The following is a 16024-nucleotide window of genomic DNA, read 5'->3' on the forward strand; positions in this document are numbered from 1 at the left end:
GCGGGTGAAAGCGCGAAAGAATGTGCGAATGCGGCCGGGGGTCGCCCGTATCCGCCTCACCTTAGCGTGGGACGCGGCGCAGGCGCACCGGTTGTGGCCACCAGCGAAATGTCACACGGCCGACGATGTCCGCGCGACCGTAACGCACAGAATCATCACTGGCGAAGGGGTTGTCGCCGACCACCCACCACCCGTCGGCATCGGCCCGTTCCACGCGCTTGACCACGAGCAGACCGGGCCGGGCGCGAAACTGCGCGACCACCACGTCGCCGGGGCGCGCCGATGTCCCGCGCCGCACCAGAATCCGGTCTCCAGAGCGCAGTGTCGGCACCATGGACGGGCCCGAGACGAGTGCCGCAAACCACGGCAGGCGCATGAAATCCCCGAAGTTGGATAGGAGTAGGGTCAGCACTGAGGATCATCGCAAATCACCCTGGAGGGTTCGATGCGACTGTCGCGGCTTTTCACCCCGCGCACTGTGGTGAGCGCCCACTGCGACCTGCCGTGTGGTGTCTACGACCCGGCGCAGGCCCGAATCGAGGCCGAGTCCGTCAAGGCAATCTGTGAGAAGTACCAGGCGAACGACAACGCCGAGTTTCGCACTCGCGCTCTGCTGATCAAGGAGCAGCGCAGCGAGCTGGTCAAGCACCACCTGTGGGTGCTGTGGACCGACTATTTCAAGCCGCCGCACTTCGAGAAGTACCCGCAGCTGCACGGCCTGTTCAACGAGGCCACCAAGCTCGCGGGCGCGTCCGGCGCCAAGGGCTCGGCCGACCCGGCCGTCGCCGAGCAGCTCCTGGGCAAGATCGATGAGATCGCGAAGATCTTCTGGGAGACCAAGCAGGCCTGAACCGGCCTGTGGAGTCTGCGTCATCGGACCTCCCCCATCCCGCACCCGCGGGGTGGGGGTCGTGCTTTTCAGGGAGTAGCAGCATGATCCGCCCCGCCACCCCGGACGACGTCCCCGCGCTCGTCGAGATGGTCTACGAGCTCGCCGAGTTCGAGCGCGCCCGCGACGAGTGCCACCTCACCGAGGCCCAGCTGCACGCGGCGCTCTTCGGCCCCTCCCCCGCCGTGTTCTGTCACGTGGCCGAGGACGGGGGCGAGGTGGTGGGCATGGCGCTGTGGTTTCTCACGTACTCGACGTGGGAGGGCGTGCACGGCATCTACCTCGAGGACCTCTACGTGCGTCCGGGGGCGCGCGGCACCGGTGCGGGCAAGGCCCTCGTCGCCGCGCTCGCCGCGGTGTGCGTCGCGCACGGGTACCGCCGCCTGGAGTGGGCCGTCCTGGACTGGAACCCGGCACGCGAGTTCTACGACCGGCTCGGGGCGGGGCCGAAGCACGATTGGGTGCCGTACCGCCTCTCCGGCGCGCCGCTGGAAGCACTCGCCGCGTCGTCGGGTGCGCCGACGTCGTAGAGTCGCGGGCAGGGTCGCGGTGAAGGGGGGTTCGATAGCGTTGACTCAGGTCGCTCCGAAGAGGTCCGGCGCCGACGGCGACGACGTGGTGCTGCTGGCCGTGCCGGCGTCGCCCGCCTACCTCGGCGTGCTGCGCACCGCGACGGCCGGCCTGGCCGCGCGCCTGCAGTTCACCCTGGACGAGATCGAGGACCTGCGCATCGCGGTCGACGAGGCCTGCGCGATGCTGCTCGCCGTGGCCGCGGACACCCCCCAGCTGGGTGACACGGTGGAACTCTCCTGCCGGTTCACCGTCACGCCCGACGCCCTCACGGTCTACACGACCGTGCCGCTGGGCTCGCCGGACGAGCGGCTGCCGGGCGGCGAGTCGTTCGCGTGGCAGGTGCTCAGCGCCCTGGCCGACGAGGTCTCGGCGAGCGTCGACGCGCACCAGGCCGGCATCCGGCTGACCAAGCGCCGCCCGTCGCGCAGCTGAGCTCAGACGACGACCGGCACGCGTTCGGCCGGGCGGATGTTGTCGATGTGCGCGCGGGCCAGCTCCATCGCCCGGGCCACGTCCTGCGCCTGGATCGCGCCCAGCAGGGCCCGGTGGTCGCGGTCCACCGTCCGCCAGAACGGCGGCGGCAACACCCGCTCCACCGACTCGCGGTTGGCCAGGCTGTAGAGCGGGCGCACCACGAGGGCGAGCAGCGAGTTGCCGGTGGCCGCCGCGACCGCCAGGTGGAAGGCCGCCTGCGCCTCGATGCGCCGCTCCAGGTCGTCGTGCTCCGGGTCGAACATCGCCCGCTCGAGCTCCTCCAGGTGCTGCGGCTCCCGGCGGGCGGCGGCCAGGCCCGCGGCCGGCACCTCGAGCATGCGGCGCACCTCGAGGAAGTCCTCGCCGGTCACCGCGCCGCTGGCCAGCAGCAGGCCCACGCCGTCGGCGAGGGTCTCGCCCAGGGCGAACGCGTCGGGCTCGGCGACGAAGCTGCCGCCGTTGACGCCCCGCGTGGTGACGATCAGGTGCTGGCTGCTCAGTAACCGCAGCGCCTCGCGCACCGTCGAGCGGCTCAGGCCCGACTGCTCGCACAGCTGCGGCTCGGTGGGCAGGCGCTCGCCGGGGCGCAGCTGGCCGGACACGATGTCGACGCGGATGCGCTCGGCGAGGACCTGATAGGCGGGAGCGACCGTCACGACCACCGAGCGTAAAGCACCGAAACCGTTTACGGATCAGTCACTGTGAGATAACGGACTCGCTGTCCGGTACGGAATCCTGTCCGGGCGGCGAACAGGTGCGGACAACGAACGACGACGAGCGTTACATCTATCGATCTAACGAACACCGAGCGCGATGCGCGTCGAGGGCGCGAACAGCAGCACAGCCCCGGTCAGCCCGAGCACGAAGAGTGGTCCGCCGATCCACGGCTGGCCGGTCTGCAGCATCGTGAGGCCGATCGGCATCTGCAGCATCGAGACCACGATGCCGGGGCCGCGGGCCCAGCGCCGCCGGCGGTGCAGGGCGATCCCGACGCCGACGAAGCACACGGTCATGAGGGCAAGATAGACGGTCACCGAGACGGCCCCGGGCACCGAGGCGGCGTCGGAGGTCAGGTCGAGATACACCAGCCACAGGGTCACGGCGGCGAGCCCGGCCCCCTCCACCAGCAGCAGCCGGACCGCCCAGCGCAGGGTCGCCGGGGTCCGGCCGGGAAGCTCCTCGACCGCGCTCACCTGCACGTCCCTCCTGCTCACGACATCCTCACGGGCCAACCTTATCGCGCAGCGAACCGGGTACAGTGCCGCCCATGCGAGCCCTTCTGGTGGTCAACCCCAATGCGACGACCACCACCGAGCGCGGCCGGGACATCCTGGTGCGGGCGCTGCGCAGCCAGGTCGACCTGGACGTGGTCTACACGCGCCGCCGGGGGCACGCCGCCGACCTGGCCCGCGACGCCGCCCGGGACGGCCTGGACCTCGTCGTGACCCTCGGCGGCGACGGTACCGTCAACGAGGCCGTCAACGGCCTGATGACCTTCGACGCGGGGCCCGCCGCGAACCGCGCCCAGGAGCGCCCGGCCCTCGCGGTCGTGCCCGGCGGCTCCACGAACGTGTTCGCCCGGGCGCTCGGGCTGCCCAGCGACTGGGCGGAGGGCACCGGCGCGATCCTCGAGGCGCTGCGGGACCGGCGCGAACGGCTGATCGGACTCGGCCGCGCCGACGACCGCTACTTCACCTTCTGCGCCGGCCTGGGCCTCGACGCCGAGGTCGTGCGCCGCGTCGACCAGGCCCGGCACAAGGGCTCGACGTCCACGCCGCTGCTGTACCTGCGCGCCTTCATAGGCCAGTACGCCGCCACGAATCGGCGCGTGCCGCTGCTCACCATGCAGTTGCCGGGCGAACCGGCCACAAGCGGGCTAACGTGGATGCTGGTGCAGAACACGGCACCGTGGACGTACATCGGCGAGCGGCCGGTCAATCCGAACCCGCGCGCCTCGTTCGACACGGGGCTGGACGTGCTCGGCCTTCGGGAACTGCAGATCGCCGGCACCGCTCGGACGGTGTCGCAGCTGCTGTCCAGCCGCCGGACCCCGAAGGGGAAGCAGGTGCTGCGACTGCACGACCTGCCGGGGTTCACGCTGACGGCCGCCAAGCCGATGGCGTATCAGGTCGACGGGGAGTACCTCGGCGAGGTTGACAAGTTGGATTTCGCGTCCGTCCCGGGTGCGTTACGCGTAGTGTGTTGAGTCACCCCGGGCGATCATCCACCGAAGGGGGAGAAAGTTGCAGAGAGTCGCGACAGAGACACCGCGGCCGCATCTCCGAAAGCCCTCCGGTCGTTGACCGAACCGTACTACATTGGTCACTGACTGTTGCGATCCAGGGTCACCAGTCGCCATAAAATCGGACAAACAGTGCGTGAGCTTGCTCACCGACTTGGATTTTTTTGGTTTGGACCCCTTGACATCGCGGTAGTTCGTGAAAGCATTCACAAGCGAAACGACCACTGAGCGTTGCCCGCACACATGCAACGGATCTTCAGGCTCCGCCTAGCCGAACCGTTACATGAGATGCATAACGGGAATCACCAACAACGATCCGCGAAACAAACAAGGAGTGTTGCCGCCATGTCGGACTGGCGCCACCATGCCCTCTGCCGCGACGAGGACCCGGAGCTGTTCTTCCCCATTGGGACTTCCGGACCGGCGTTGCTGCAGGTTGAGCAGGCGAAGGCGGTCTGCCAGCGCTGCTCCGTGACCTCCGAGTGCCTCCAGTGGGCCCTCGACTCGGGTCAGGACGCCGGCGTCTGGGGCGGAATGAGCGAAGACGAGCGTCGCCTGATGAAGCGTCGCGGCGGCCTTCGGGTCCGCGCTCACTCTGCCTGAGCCTTTCAAACGCACGCATCTAGACAACGAACGCCCCGGCCGAATGGCCGGGGCGTTTGCTGCATCTAGTCGAAAAGCTCTCCGAAGAAACTCTCCCGGTGATGGCGCCGATGCTTTTTGTGATGTCCGTAATGACCATAGCCACCGTGCGATTGGGGATATGGTTGCTGATAGCCGTACGACGGCTGGTGGGTCGGCTGATGGGTCTGCTGATGAGATTGCCGGCTGCCCTGCCAGGCCTGCTCGGCGTCGATCAGCCGCTCCAGCTCGCCGCGGTCGAGAAAGATCCCGCGGCACTCCAGGCACTGGTCGACGGTGACACCGCTCCGCTCGAACTGGCGCATCTCGCCGCGACACTTGGGGCACGTCATCATCCCCCAACGGTAACCGTCCAGCACCACGTAACGGTGCCGCGGCCCCTCAGGCGGCTCGTACGAGCGCGAAATCCCCGATCCGGGACATCACCAGACGGGCGACGTCCACGTGGGCGCACAGGGGCGCGGCGACCGGCTCCAGCGCGCCGGCCGCGACCGCCGAGCCGATCACGAGATCGTGCAGCCGGCCGGGGGCGAGGAAGTACGACGAGACGGCGATCCGCTCGCAGCCCCGGGCCCGCAGCGCGTCCACCGCGGCCGCGCCGGTGACGGTGGACGCCGAGGCATAGCCCGGCACGCACGGCACGCCCAGCGACGCTCCCAGGGCCGCCGCCGCCTGGTCGACGCTGTGGCGGGCCAGGTCGTCGCGGGTGCCGGCGGCGGCGAGCACGACCCCGTCGAAGGGCATCGGGGGCAGCAGCCGGCGCAGCGCCGAGAGCAGCAGCGCGGGCGTGCCGGCGCCGAGCACGTCGGTCGTGGTGACGTCGAGGCCCAGGCCGTCGGCCCGGGCCCGCTCCAGCACCGCTGGCAGGTCGAAGCGGCCGTGGAAGGCGTTGGTGAGCAGCAGCGGCACGACGACGGCGGCGCGGTGCCCCAGCGCCTCGAACGCCGCCAGCTGCTCGCCGGGGCGCGGCCCGGCGTGGTCCAGGAACGCGCAGCGCACGTCCAGGCCGGGCCGCTGGGCCGCGACCGCCCGCGTCAGCGCGCGAGTGGCCGCGGCCGCGCGCGGATCCGAGGATCCGTGCGCCACCAGGAGAACAGCGGTCATCCGGAGGTGTGCAGACCGCACTCGGTCTTGTCGAACGCGGCCCAGCGGCCGCTGCGCGGGTCGCCGCCGGGAGGCGTGCGCCGGGTGCACGGCCAGCAGCCCACGGAGGCGTACCCCTGCCGCATGAGCGCGTTCACCGGCACGTTGTAGCGCGAGATGTACTGATCCACGTCCGCCTGCGTCCACAGCGCCAGCGGCGAGACCTTGAACTTGCCGCGGGCCCGCTCGAAGCCCACGATCGGCGTGTTGGCGCGGCTCGGCGACTCGTCGCGGCGCAGGCCCGCGGCCCACGCGTCGTAGTCCTCGAGGGCCCGCTCCAGCGGCTCGACCTTGCGCAGGAAGCAGCACTCGTCGGGCTCGCGGGCGTGCAGCCGCGGCCCGAACTCGGCGTCCTGCTCGGCGACCGTCTGACGCGGGCGGATCGAGCGGACGGTCACCGGCAGCGTGCGCTGGACGATCTCGCGCACCCGCAGCGTCTCGGCGAAGTGCAGGCCGGTGTCGAGGAAGATGACCGGCACGCCGGGCACGACCTTCGACACCACGTGGGCGAGCACCGCGTCGGCGAAGGAGCTGGTCACGCAGAAGCGCTCGCCGAACTGGCCGGCGGCCCACTCCACGATCTTCTCGGCCGTCTGGCCCTCCAGCTTCGCCGATGCGGCGGCGGCCAGTTCGATGGATTCCTGTGCGGTCCGGGCAACGGTCGTGCTGCTCATCGCTTCGCCTCCAAAGCGTTCGCGGCCAGTCCGAGGAACTTCAGGGAGAAGACGCGGGCGCAGCTGCGGCACTCCCAGGCACCGTGCGCGTCCTCGTGGGGTCGAAGGTCCTCCTCGCCGCAGTAGGGGCAGTGCAACGGCGCCATCCGCTCGCTCATCGCAGCTCCTCCTCCGGCGCTCGCATCACCCAGCGGGCGAAGGACTCCCCGGGCTCGCGCCCGGCCAGGTAGTGGTTGGCGACCCGCTCGACGTACTCGGGCAGGGCCGCGGCGGTCGTCTTGAGACCGCGCAGCTTGCGGCCGAAGCCGGCCGTCTGCCCCTCGGCCATGCCCAGCCCGCCGCCGAGGTGGATCTGGAAGCCCTCGACCATCTCGCCGCTGTCGTCGCGCACGAGCATGCCCTTGAGGCCGATGTCGGCGACCTGGGTGCGGGCGCACGCGTTCGGGCAGCCGTTGAGGTGGATCGAGATGTCGGCGTCGAGGTCGGCGACCCGCTTCTCGAGGTACTCGATGAGCTCCGCCGCCCGCGCCTTGGTCTCCACGATCGCGAGCTTGCAGAACTCGATGCCGGTGCACGCCATCGTGCTGCGCCGCCAGCTCGACGGGCGGGCCTCGAGCCCGACCGCGGCCAGGCCCCGCACGAGCGACTCGGTGTGCTCCTGCTCGACGTCGAGGACCAGGATCTTCTGGTACGGCGTGAGCCGCACCCGAGCCGATCCGTGCCGCTCGGCGAGCTCGGCCACCGCGGCGAGCTGGGTGCCGGAGCTGCGCCCGGCGATCGGGGCGGCGCCGACGAAGTACTTGCCGTCCCACTGCTTGTGCACGCCGATGTGGTCCACCGGCTTCTCCGGCAGCTCGGGCGACGGGCCGTCGATCAGGCGCCGGCCGAGGTACTCGTTCTCCAGGATCTGCCGGAACTGGTCCACGCCCCAGTCCGCGACCAGGAACTTCAGCCGGGCGCGGGCCCGCAGCCGGCGGTAGCCGTAGTCGCGGAAGACCCGGATGATGCCGTGCCACACGTCGGGCACCTCGTGCAGCGGCACCCAGGCGCCGAGGCGCTGGGCCAGCATCGGGTTGGTCGACAGCCCGCCACCGACCCACACGTCGAAGCCGGGGCCGTGCTCGGGGTGGATGACGCCCACGAACGAGACGTCGTTGGCCTCGTACGGCGTGTCGGCCAGCCACGAGATGGAGGTCTTGAACTTGCGGGGCAGGTTCGACAGCTCCGGGTCGCCGATGTACCGGGCGTTGATCTCGTTGATCGCCTCGGTCGGGTCGAGCACCTCGCTCTCCGCGACCCCGGCGATGGGGCTGCCGAGGATGACGCGGGGTGAGTCGCCGCAGGCCTCCAGGGTGGACAGGCCGACCGCCTCGAGCTCCCGCCAGATCGTCGGGACGTTCTCGATCTCGATCCAGTGCAGCTGGATGTTCTGCCGGTCGGTGACGTCGGCGGTGTCACGGGCGAAGCGCTGGGCGATCGAGGCGATCGTCTTGAGCTGCTCGAGCGAGAGCTGGCCGCCGTCGCTGCGGATGCGCAGCATGAAGTAGCGGTCGTCGAGCTCCTCCGGCTCGAGCACGGCGGTGCGCCCGCCGTCGATGCCGGGGCGGCGCTGGGTGTAGAGCCCGAACCAGCGGAACCGTCCGCGCAGGTCCGCGGGGTCGATCGAGTCGAAGCCCCGGTGCGCGTAGATGTTCTCGATGCGGGCCCGTACGTTGAGCGGGTTGTCGTCCTTCTTGCTGCGCTCGTTCGGGTTGAGCGGCTCGCGGTGCCCCAGGGCCCACTGCCCCTCACCGCGGGGACGACCACCGGCCGCACCACGTCCGCGGACAGTGTTCACCGACATGTCGGCGTCCTCTCAGGATCGAGAGCACGCGGCCAAGCGCCGGCCGTCCCCGATCGAAGCGGGAACGGATGACGTCGATGTCATAAGAATCCGGCGCGAAGTCGCGCACCCGGGAAGAAATTCGGCGGGCGGCGTTCAGCAAGCCGGACAGATGGCGCTGCGCACGCGACCGTAGTCGACGTGTCGGCGGCTGACGAGCCGCAGAGAAGCAGCGTGCATAGGGTGCAGTCTTCCACGGGGAGCGGTCCTTACGCCACGTCCACGTGAGGGTTCTCTCAGTAGGATTTGACGAACATGTAACTGGAATAACACTCAGCCGATAGGAATTCGGGGACGCGAATCAGCGCCGGGACCGGCCACGCCGCCCATGCGTCCCACAGTCCGGTTGGTTTCACCGTTTCGCCAGCGGTACCACCATGACGGCCTCGGTGCCGCCGTCCGCCCGCCCGCGCAGCTCGATGGTGCCGCGCAGCTCCCCCGTGGCGAGGGTGCGCACGATCTGCAGGCCCAGCCGCTCGCTGGCGTCGAGGTCGAAGCCCTCCGGCAGCCCGCACCCGTTGTCGGCCACGGTCACGTGCAGCTGCTTGCGGAAGCGGTGCACCGAGACGACCACCTCGGGCGCGTCCGGCCCGGCGGGCTCGAAGGCGTGCTCGACCGCGTTCTGCAGCAGCTCGTTGAGCACCATGACCAGCGGGGTGGCGATCTCGGCGGGCAGCACCCCGAAGTCGCCCTCGCGCCGGACCGCGACGCTGAACCCGGCCGCCCCCACCTCGACGGCGGCCGCCGCGACCCGGTCCACGATGTCGTCGAACTCGACCGCCTCGTCCGAGGACTCCGAGGACATCGAGAGCGTCTCGTGCACCAGGGCGATGGAGGCGACCCGCCGTACCGACTCCTCCAGCGCGTGCCGGGCCGCCGGGACGCTCACCCGTCGCGCCTGCAGCCGCAGCAGCGCGGCGACGGTCTGCAGGTTGTTCTTGACCCGGTGGTGGATCTCGCGGATGGTCGCGTCCTTGGTCATGAGCTGCCGGTCGCGCCGCCGGACCTCGGTGATGTCCCGGACGAGCACGAGCGCCCCGATGGGCACCCCGGCCGGCATGAGCGGCAGCGCGCGCATGAGCACGGTCGCGCCGCGGGCCTCGAGCTCCTTGCGGGCCGGGGCCTCCCCGTGCAGGGCCTGGTGGATGCGGTCGGTCGCGTCGGCGCCCTCGAGCGGGTCGTCGACGAGCCGGCCCGTGGTCTCGGCGAGGCTCTCGCCCACCAGGTGGGCGGCGAGTCCCAGCCGGCGGTACGCGGACTGGGCGTTCGGGCTGGCGTAGGTGACCTTGCCGGTGGCGTCGAGGCGGACCAGGCCGTCGCCGATGCGCGGCGCGCTCGTCGTCTCGCCCGGATGCCGGGGCGGCGGCCAGCTGCCGTCGACGATCATCTGGGCCAGGTCGTCGGCCGTGGTCAGGTAGTTGAGCTCCAGCTGCGCCGGGGTGCGGGCGGTGCTCAGGTTCGTGTCGCGGCCCAGCACCGCGATGACCTTGTCGTGGCCGCGCCGGCGGACCGGGATCGCCTCGTGGCGGGCGGGCATGTCGCCGTACCAGACCGGATCGCCCTCGCGCCAGATGCGCCCCTGCTGACGCACGATCGCCAGGTGCGCGACCTCGGGACCGCCGGCGATCCGGCCCACCTGGTCGTCCTGGTAGGCCGTGCCCGCGGTGGTCGGGCGCACCTGGGCCACGCAGATGAACTCGCCCCGGACCTCGATCGGCACCCACATGAGCAGGTCGGCGAAGCTGAGGTCGGACACGATCTGCCAGTCGCCGGCCAGCCGGTGCAGGTGCTCGATGTCATCGGGTTCGAGGCTCGTGTGTTCCTCGACGAGGTCGCGCAGGGTGGACACGAGGACAAGACTAAGGTTGCCGGGTGCGGCGTTTGCTACTTCCCCTGCTGTTGGTGCTCGCGCTCGGCGGTTGTGGCTGGGTGGGCCGCCACGACGAGACGTCCAAGCCCGACGGGTTCCTGCTGCACGGCTACGTCTCCGTCGCCGGTGCCGCCGCGGGCGTGACGGGCAGCGCGTGCCTGGCGCCGTCGTCGGTGCGGGATGTGTACCAGGGCGGCACGGTCCGCATCGCGGACTCCTCCGGGCGCCCGATCGCCGCGGCGGAGCTGGCGGCCGGCGTGCTGGCGGCCGACGGGGGCGGATTCGACTGCAACTTCGCGTTCGAGCAGCGCAACGTGTCCAGCAGCCGGGCGACGTACCAGATCTCGGTCGGCAGCCGCCCGGCCACCTCGTTCGCGACCAAGGACCTCGCGGAGGGTCGCCCCGCGGTGATCCCCGTGGCGGCCGCTACAGCGTCGTCGTCACCTTCTTGAGCCCGCGCGGCGCGTCCGGGTTCTCGCCGCGCAGCAGCGCCAGGGAGAGCGCGAGGCGCTGCAGCGGCAGGATGTCCAGCAGCGGCGCGTAGCGCTCGTCCACGTCCGGCGTGCGCACCCAGCCCGAGGCGCCCTCGACGGCGGCCGGCCCGAAGACGACCGTGTCCGCGCGGCGCTCGCCGAGCCGGCCGACGACATCGCGCATCGACTGCCCGGCGGGGCCGTTGCCGACGACCGCGAGCACCGGCACGTCCGGGTCGGTCATCGCGAGCGGGCCGTGCAGCAGGTCGGCGCCGGAGAACGAGAGGCCGGCCAGGTAGCACGTCTCCATGAGCTTGAGCGCGGTCTCCCGGGCGGTCGGGTAGGCGTAGCCGCGGCCGGTCGTGACCAGGCGGCCGGCGAAGCGGTACCGCGCGGCGAGGTCGACCACGGTGTCGTCGGCCAGCACCGCCTGGGCGTGCCCGGGCAGCTTGGCGAGCTCGGCGCGCTCCTCGTCCGGCAGGGTGCCGCCGCCGCGCACGCTCTCGACGAGCATGAGCAGGGCCAGCAGCTCCGCCGTGTAGGTCTTCGTGGCCGCGACCGCCACCTCGTGCCCGGCCGCCACGTCGACGTGCAGCTCGGCCGCCCGGGCCAGCGGGGACTCGGCGTTGTTGGTCACGGCGAGCGTGTGCGCGCCCTGCTCGCGGGCGACGCTGAGCACGCCGTGCAGGTCGGGCGAGCCGCCGCTCTGGCTGACCCCGACGACGAGCGTGTCGCGCAGGTCGGGGCGGGCGCCGTACAGCGTCATCGCCGACGGGCTGGCGAGCCCGGCCGGGATGCCGAGGCGGATCTCGGTGAGGTAGGCGGCGTAGAGGGCCGCGTGGTCGGACGTGCCGCGCGCGGTGAACACGACGCTGCGCGGCTTCCACTCTGCGATCTTCGCGGCGACCTCGGCGATCTGGCCGGCGCGCTCGTCGAGCAGGCGAGCGAACACCTCCGGCTGTTCGGCGATGTCGGCCTTCATCCCGGCGCCGGTCATGACGGTCCTCCCAATGAGCGATCGGTGCGCGTTCCTGCTCGTAGTCTCGCAGTTTCGCGCACCGATCGCCAGTTTTGGGAGCAACTTCGCGCACCGCGTGCGCGAAACTAGCCCTCTTGCGCAACCAGTGTGCGCTCGGACCCCTCCGCGGCCCCGCCGCGCAGGGCGACCTCGCGGATGAACAGCGCGATCACCGGCACGAGCACCGCGGCCACGGTCGACCACAGGAACACGCTCGACGTCGCGCCCGCGATCGCGTCGAGGACCGCCGTGCGCACGCCCGGCGGCAGCTGCGCGAGGGTGGCCGGGTCGATCCGCGCGCCCCCGCCGCCGCTGGCCATCTTGTCCGCCGCCGCGGAGCCGAGCCGTTCGCCGAGCAGCGCGTGCAGCCGGTGGTTGAAGATCGCGCCGAAGACGGCCACGCCGAACGCTCCCCCGATGGACCGGGCGAAGGTGGCGGTGCTGCTGGCCACCCCGATGTCCTTGAGCTCGACGCTGTTCTGCGCGATGAGCATCGTGGTCTGCATCAGGAAGCCCAGCGCGATACCGAGCACGGTCATGTACAGGCCCGAGGAGAGCTTGGAGGTGTGCGGGCCGAGCTGGGCCAGCAGCAGCGTCGCGGCGACCATGACCACGCCGCCGGCGATCGGGAAGATCCGGTACCGCCCGGTCTTCGTGATCACGCGGCCGACCACCAGCGAGGTGACCAGCATGCCGGCCATCATCGGCAGCAGGAGCAGGCCCGAGTTCGTCGCCGAGGCGCCCTGGACGATCTGCTGGTACAGCGGCAGGAAGGTGATGGCGCCGAACATCGCGAAACCGACGAGGAACCCGAGCACCGCGACCAGGGTGAAGTTGCGGTTCGCGAACACCGACAGCGGCACGATCGGCTCCGGGTGCCGGCGCTCGACGAGCACGAACGCGACGAGCCCGAGCACCGCCACGATCGCGAGGCCGCGGATCTCGGCCGAGCCCCAGGCGTATTGCGTGCCGCCCCACGTGGTGATCAGCACGAGCGCGGTCACGCCGACGGACAGCAGCAGGGCGCCCAGCCAGTCGATGCGGTGCTCGGTGCGGCGCTTCGGCAGGTGCAGGCGCAGCGCGAGCAGGACGAGCGCGGCCCCGCCCAGCGGCAGGTTGACGAAGAACGCCCAGCGCCAGTCGGCGTGGTCGGTGATGAAGCCCCCGACGAGCGGCCCGCCGACCATCGCGATGGCCATGACGGCGGCGAACTGGCCCTGGTACTTGCCGCGGTCGCGGGGCGGCACCAGGTCGCCCAGCACCGACATCGCCCCGACGATGAGCCCGCCGGCGCCGAGTCCCTGGAACGCGCGGAAGCCGATGAGCTGGGGCATGGTCTGCGCGAAGCCACACAGGGCCGAGCCGAGCAGGAACAGCACGATCGAGGTCATGAAGACGGTCTTGCGGCCGTAGAGGTCGCCGAGCTTGCCCCACAGCGGGGTGGAGACCGTCGTGCCGAGGACGTATGCGGTGACCACCCAGGAGAGGTGGTCGACGCCGCCGAGGTCGCCGACGATGCGCGGCATCGCGGTGCCCACGATCACGTTGTCGAGCATGGCCAGCAGCATGGCCATGAGCAGGCCGGGAAGGACGACCTTCACCGGGCTCTGCGCCGTCTTGTCTGCCATTGTCGGTTGCTCCCCGAACTTACTTGTCGACCGGCTAGGTGACTTACTAGCCGTACGGTAAGCTGGGTACTAGCCGGGCGTCAAGTAGGATTGGTGGCGATGAACTCCAGCGAGCACGAGACCGCCGCGCGGGTCGTCCGCGGGCGCAATCGCATCCGCACGGGCGACGCCGACGGGGCCCCGGACGCGCGCGCCCACATCCAGCGGGTCGCGCTCGACCTGTTCATCGAGGAGGGGTACGACAAGACGTCGCTGCGCGAGATCGCCGAGAAGCTGGGCGTGACGAAGGCGGCGCTGTATTACCACTTCCCGACGAAGGACGACATCATCTCGAGCCTGATCGAGCAGCGGATCGCGGCAGTGGACGCCCTGCTGGACTGGGCGGAGTCCCAGCCCCGCGACTCGGCTACGCGGCTGCAGTTCGTCGAGCGGTATTCGGTCCTGCACGACGAGTTCGTGCACGAGAACGTGATCCGCTTCTTCGAGCGCAACCAGACGCTGATCAACACGCTGCCGGCCGGCAAGCGCATGCGTGAGCAGATGTTGCGCGTGTTCGCTCTGCTGACGGACCCGGCGGATTCGCTGGCTCAGCAGCTGCGGCGGGCGATGGCGCTGTTCTCGATCCACGCGAGCTGGTTCCTGTTGCGGGAACGGCCCGGGACGGGCGAGGAGCGCCGGGCCGCGGCCCTGGAGGTGGCCACGGAACTCCTGGCCGCAGCCGACCGCGCGACGCCCACCGAGCCACGCGACCCCACGGACTGACCCGCCTCTTCACCTCGGAGATCCCGGGCTGGGCCGAGGCGGTGTACCGCACATCTGCCGGTCGATTTCGCGGCTTTTGCGCGTCACCGACGCACCGACCAGCCGACGGCGCAGCTTCCGCCCGCCGCGAGGGCCCACGAGTCCGGATAAATCCGCCTATAACGCGCTTCGTCAACATAGCCGCCCGCAGCGGGCCCCGGATCGAAGGCACCCCGACCCCACCCGACCACGCTTGATCGACCTCCAGCGGCCCATTCGCCGGCCCCGACCACCGACGGCCAGCGGCTATTTCGCCAGAGCCGGCAGCTCGATCCGCAGCCCGAGCAGGTTGATCTTGGGCACCGGCGACCAGTCCAGCGAGGCGTCCCGCGTGAAGCCGAACCCCTCGTACAGCGCAAACGCCCCCGGATTGTCGTCGCGCACGCAGATCGCCACCCCACCGCACCCGAGCTCGGCGGCGCGATCGAGGCACGCCCGCACGAGCGCCCGGGCCACCCCGCGGCGCTGCGCGGCGGGGTCGACGGCGAGCGTGCGGAACTCGGCCTCGCCGGGCCGCGAAACCTCCGCGTACTTCCCGCCGGCCAGCGTGAACGTCACCGCCCCCAGCAGCACCCCGTCGAGCTCGGCGACGAGCACGTCCGCGGCCTCGGCGCGGCTCGCGACGTCGGCGAGCACCGCCGCGTACTCGGGTGACGCCTCCAGCTGCCCGTCCGCCCGATAGGCCTCGACGGTCAGCCGCGACACGGCGTCGTAGTCGTCCAGCGTGATCAGCCGGACGCGAACGCCACCCGAGTCCGGGCCGGTCGGCTGACCGGGCACGAGCGCCCGGTCCGCAGCAGCCGGCGGGCCGCCCAAGACAGGCGAGGCCGGCGAGCCGCCCAAGACAGGCGAGGCCGGCGAGCCGCCCGTGGCGGGTGAGGTCACCCGATCACGGCGATCAGGTCGCCCTCCTGCACCACGTCGCCCTCGTTCACGGCGATCTGGCTCACCGTGCCCTCGGACTCGGCCACCACGGGGATCTCCATCTTCATCGACTCCAGGATCACCAGGGTGTCGCCCTCGGCTACCTCGGCGCCCACCTGGGTCGTGATCTTCCAGACGTTGGCGACCATCTCGGCACGGATCTCGTCGGACATCCCCGGTCTCCCTCGCGGCTGCATTGTGTGCGCTCGCAGCATATCGGGGGCATCACCCGCCGCGCGGCCCTACCGCGACCGCCACGGACCCCACCACCGAGGCCTGCGGCGGCCGCGTTGAGCCGCCGCACCAAAAGCCAGGAGCACAAGCCCAGCAGCACAAGCAAGAAGGAGTGGAAGCAACGAGGACGAATGCCCACGCAGAGCTCAAGCAAGCCAAGGCCCACTCAGGCGGTGCGCGGCCGATTCAAACCTAAGCCTACCCGACGCATCCAAATCTGACGATCAAGCTTCGACGCGGAGGTAGGAGGCGAACACAAGCGGTGACCGCGGCTAGTCGGTCCGCAGCTCGCGCGAGTCGGCGTTCACCACGAACTCCGAGAGCTTCGCGCGCAGGCGGGCCTTCAGCTCCGCCGGTGCCAGCTCCGAGCCGCAGCAGCGTGCCACGAGGGCCTTGACCTCCTGCTCGATGCCGAACTCGCGCAGGCACGGCGAACACTCGTCCAAGTGGTCGCGGATCACCGTGCGGCGTTCGTCGGCGCACTCGAGGTCGAGGTAGAGGTATACCTCCGCGAGCACGTCACTGCAGTCGGTCTCGTGCGGGTCTCCACAGCTCAT

Annotated in this window: 21 protein-coding genes; 7 read left to right on the forward strand and 14 right to left on the reverse strand. The window is 70.8% G+C overall.

Annotated features, from left to right (window positions below):
* Positions 1–61: 61 nt before the first annotated feature.
* The gene (locus ABT369_RS11255; protein WP_350611860.1) at positions 62–376 is read right to left on the reverse strand and encodes a S24/S26 family peptidase; all 315 of its coding nucleotides are present in this window, start codon (positions 374–376) and stop codon (positions 62–64) included.
* Positions 377–445: 69 nt separating this feature from the next.
* Here ABT369_RS11255 and sodN point away from each other — a divergent pair, with 69 nt between their 5' ends.
* From sodN to ABT369_RS11270, 3 genes are all read left to right on the forward strand, one after another.
* Positions 446–850, forward strand: coding sequence for a superoxide dismutase, Ni (gene sodN / locus ABT369_RS11260; protein ID WP_350611615.1), 405 nt, complete (start codon positions 446–448; stop codon positions 848–850).
* An 83-nt stretch (positions 851–933) separates the two neighbouring features.
* Positions 934–1419, forward strand: coding sequence for a GNAT family N-acetyltransferase (locus tag ABT369_RS11265; protein ID WP_350611616.1), 486 nt, complete (start codon positions 934–936; stop codon positions 1417–1419).
* A gap of 40 nt (positions 1420–1459) precedes the next feature.
* The gene (locus ABT369_RS11270; protein WP_350611617.1) at positions 1460–1894 is read left to right on the forward strand and encodes an ATP-binding protein; all 435 of its coding nucleotides are present in this window, start codon (positions 1460–1462) and stop codon (positions 1892–1894) included.
* Between the two features lie 2 nt (positions 1895–1896).
* On the opposite strand, the gene ABT369_RS11275 is transcribed toward ABT369_RS11270, so the two are convergent.
* Together ABT369_RS11275 and ABT369_RS11280 are read right to left on the reverse strand one after the other, a co-directional pair.
* Positions 1897–2592, reverse strand: a complete 696-nt coding sequence (locus ABT369_RS11275; protein ID WP_350611618.1) for a FadR/GntR family transcriptional regulator — start codon at positions 2590–2592, stop codon at positions 1897–1899.
* 138 nt (positions 2593–2730) lie between these two features.
* Positions 2731–3150 (reverse strand): hypothetical protein, encoded by a 420-nt coding sequence (locus ABT369_RS11280; protein ID WP_350611619.1) that lies wholly within the window; start codon positions 3148–3150, stop codon positions 2731–2733.
* Between the two features lie 53 nt (positions 3151–3203).
* Between ABT369_RS11280 and ABT369_RS11285 the strand changes: the two genes are divergently transcribed.
* Both ABT369_RS11285 and ABT369_RS11290 read left to right on the forward strand, forming a co-directional pair.
* Positions 3204–4142: a diacylglycerol/lipid kinase family protein gene (locus ABT369_RS11285; protein WP_350611620.1), complete on the forward strand. Its 939-nt coding sequence runs from the start codon at positions 3204–3206 to the stop codon at positions 4140–4142.
* 381 nt (positions 4143–4523) lie between these two features.
* Positions 4524–4781 carry a WhiB family transcriptional regulator gene (locus tag ABT369_RS11290; protein WP_190257048.1) on the forward strand — a complete coding sequence of 86 codons (258 nt, stop codon included), beginning with the start codon at positions 4524–4526 and terminating at the stop codon, positions 4779–4781.
* 65 nt (positions 4782–4846) lie between these two features.
* On the opposite strand, the gene ABT369_RS11295 is transcribed toward ABT369_RS11290, so the two are convergent.
* The 6 genes from ABT369_RS11295 to ABT369_RS11320 all read right to left on the reverse strand — a co-directional run bounded on the left by ABT369_RS11295 (position 4847) and on the right by ABT369_RS11320 (position 10368).
* Complete coding sequence (locus tag ABT369_RS11295) at positions 4847–5152, reverse strand: zf-TFIIB domain-containing protein (RefSeq protein WP_497986613.1); 306 nt, start codon at positions 5150–5152, stop codon at positions 4847–4849.
* Between the two features lie 49 nt (positions 5153–5201).
* Positions 5202–5924: a sirohydrochlorin chelatase gene (locus ABT369_RS11300; RefSeq protein WP_350611621.1), complete on the reverse strand. Its 723-nt coding sequence runs from the start codon at positions 5922–5924 to the stop codon at positions 5202–5204.
* Positions 5921–6637, reverse strand: coding sequence for a phosphoadenylyl-sulfate reductase (locus ABT369_RS11305; RefSeq protein ID WP_350611622.1), 717 nt, complete (start codon positions 6635–6637; stop codon positions 5921–5923). The genes ABT369_RS11300 and ABT369_RS11305 overlap by 4 nt, the downstream gene beginning before the upstream one ends.
* Positions 6634–6795 carry a hypothetical protein gene (locus tag ABT369_RS11310; protein ID WP_350611623.1) on the reverse strand — a complete coding sequence of 54 codons (162 nt, stop codon included), beginning with the start codon at positions 6793–6795 and terminating at the stop codon, positions 6634–6636. The genes ABT369_RS11305 and ABT369_RS11310 overlap by 4 nt, the downstream gene beginning before the upstream one ends.
* Entirely contained in the window at positions 6792–8480 is a 1689-nt protein-coding gene (locus ABT369_RS11315) for a nitrite/sulfite reductase (protein WP_350611624.1), read from the reverse strand. Before ABT369_RS11315 ends, ABT369_RS11310 begins: the two co-directional genes overlap by 4 nt.
* A gap of 391 nt (positions 8481–8871) precedes the next feature.
* Positions 8872–10368, reverse strand: coding sequence for a sensor histidine kinase (locus ABT369_RS11320; protein WP_350611625.1), 1497 nt, complete (start codon positions 10366–10368; stop codon positions 8872–8874).
* 23 nt (positions 10369–10391) lie between these two features.
* Between ABT369_RS11320 and ABT369_RS11325 the strand changes: the two genes are divergently transcribed.
* Entirely contained in the window at positions 10392–10841 is a 450-nt protein-coding gene (locus ABT369_RS11325; RefSeq protein WP_350611626.1) for a hypothetical protein, read from the forward strand.
* Here the strand turns inward: ABT369_RS11325 and ABT369_RS11330 are convergent.
* Together ABT369_RS11330 and ABT369_RS11335 are read right to left on the reverse strand one after the other, a co-directional pair.
* On the reverse strand, positions 10816–11844 hold the full coding sequence (locus ABT369_RS11330) for an SIS domain-containing protein (RefSeq protein ID WP_350611862.1): 1029 nt from the start codon (positions 11842–11844) through the stop codon (positions 10816–10818). The two genes, ABT369_RS11325 and ABT369_RS11330, sit on opposite strands and share 26 nt — an antisense overlap.
* Before the next feature lie 122 nt (positions 11845–11966).
* Positions 11967–13508 carry an MDR family MFS transporter gene (locus ABT369_RS11335; RefSeq protein WP_350611627.1) on the reverse strand — a complete coding sequence of 514 codons (1542 nt, stop codon included), beginning with the start codon at positions 13506–13508 and terminating at the stop codon, positions 11967–11969.
* Between the two features lie 99 nt (positions 13509–13607).
* On the opposite strand from ABT369_RS11335, the gene ABT369_RS11340 reads away from it, so the two are divergent.
* Complete coding sequence (locus ABT369_RS11340; RefSeq protein ID WP_350611628.1) at positions 13608–14270, forward strand: TetR/AcrR family transcriptional regulator; 663 nt, start codon at positions 13608–13610, stop codon at positions 14268–14270.
* Positions 14271–14555: 285 nt separating this feature from the next.
* Here the strand turns inward: ABT369_RS11340 and ABT369_RS11345 are convergent, their stop codons facing one another.
* The 3 genes from ABT369_RS11345 to rsrA form a co-directional block, all read right to left on the reverse strand.
* On the reverse strand, positions 14556–15089 hold the full coding sequence (locus tag ABT369_RS11345) for a GNAT family N-acetyltransferase (RefSeq protein ID WP_350611629.1): 534 nt from the start codon (positions 15087–15089) through the stop codon (positions 14556–14558).
* A 101-nt stretch (positions 15090–15190) separates the two neighbouring features.
* Complete coding sequence (locus tag ABT369_RS11350; protein WP_350611630.1) at positions 15191–15406, reverse strand: biotin/lipoyl-binding carrier protein; 216 nt, start codon at positions 15404–15406, stop codon at positions 15191–15193.
* Between the two features lie 333 nt (positions 15407–15739).
* Positions 15740–16024, reverse strand: a complete 285-nt coding sequence (rsrA, locus tag ABT369_RS11355) for a mycothiol system anti-sigma-R factor (protein WP_350611631.1) — start codon at positions 16022–16024, stop codon at positions 15740–15742.

The organism is Dactylosporangium sp. NPDC000244, from assembly GCF_040300725.1.
Taxonomy (GTDB): Bacteria; Actinomycetota; Actinomycetes; order Mycobacteriales; family Micromonosporaceae; genus Dactylosporangium.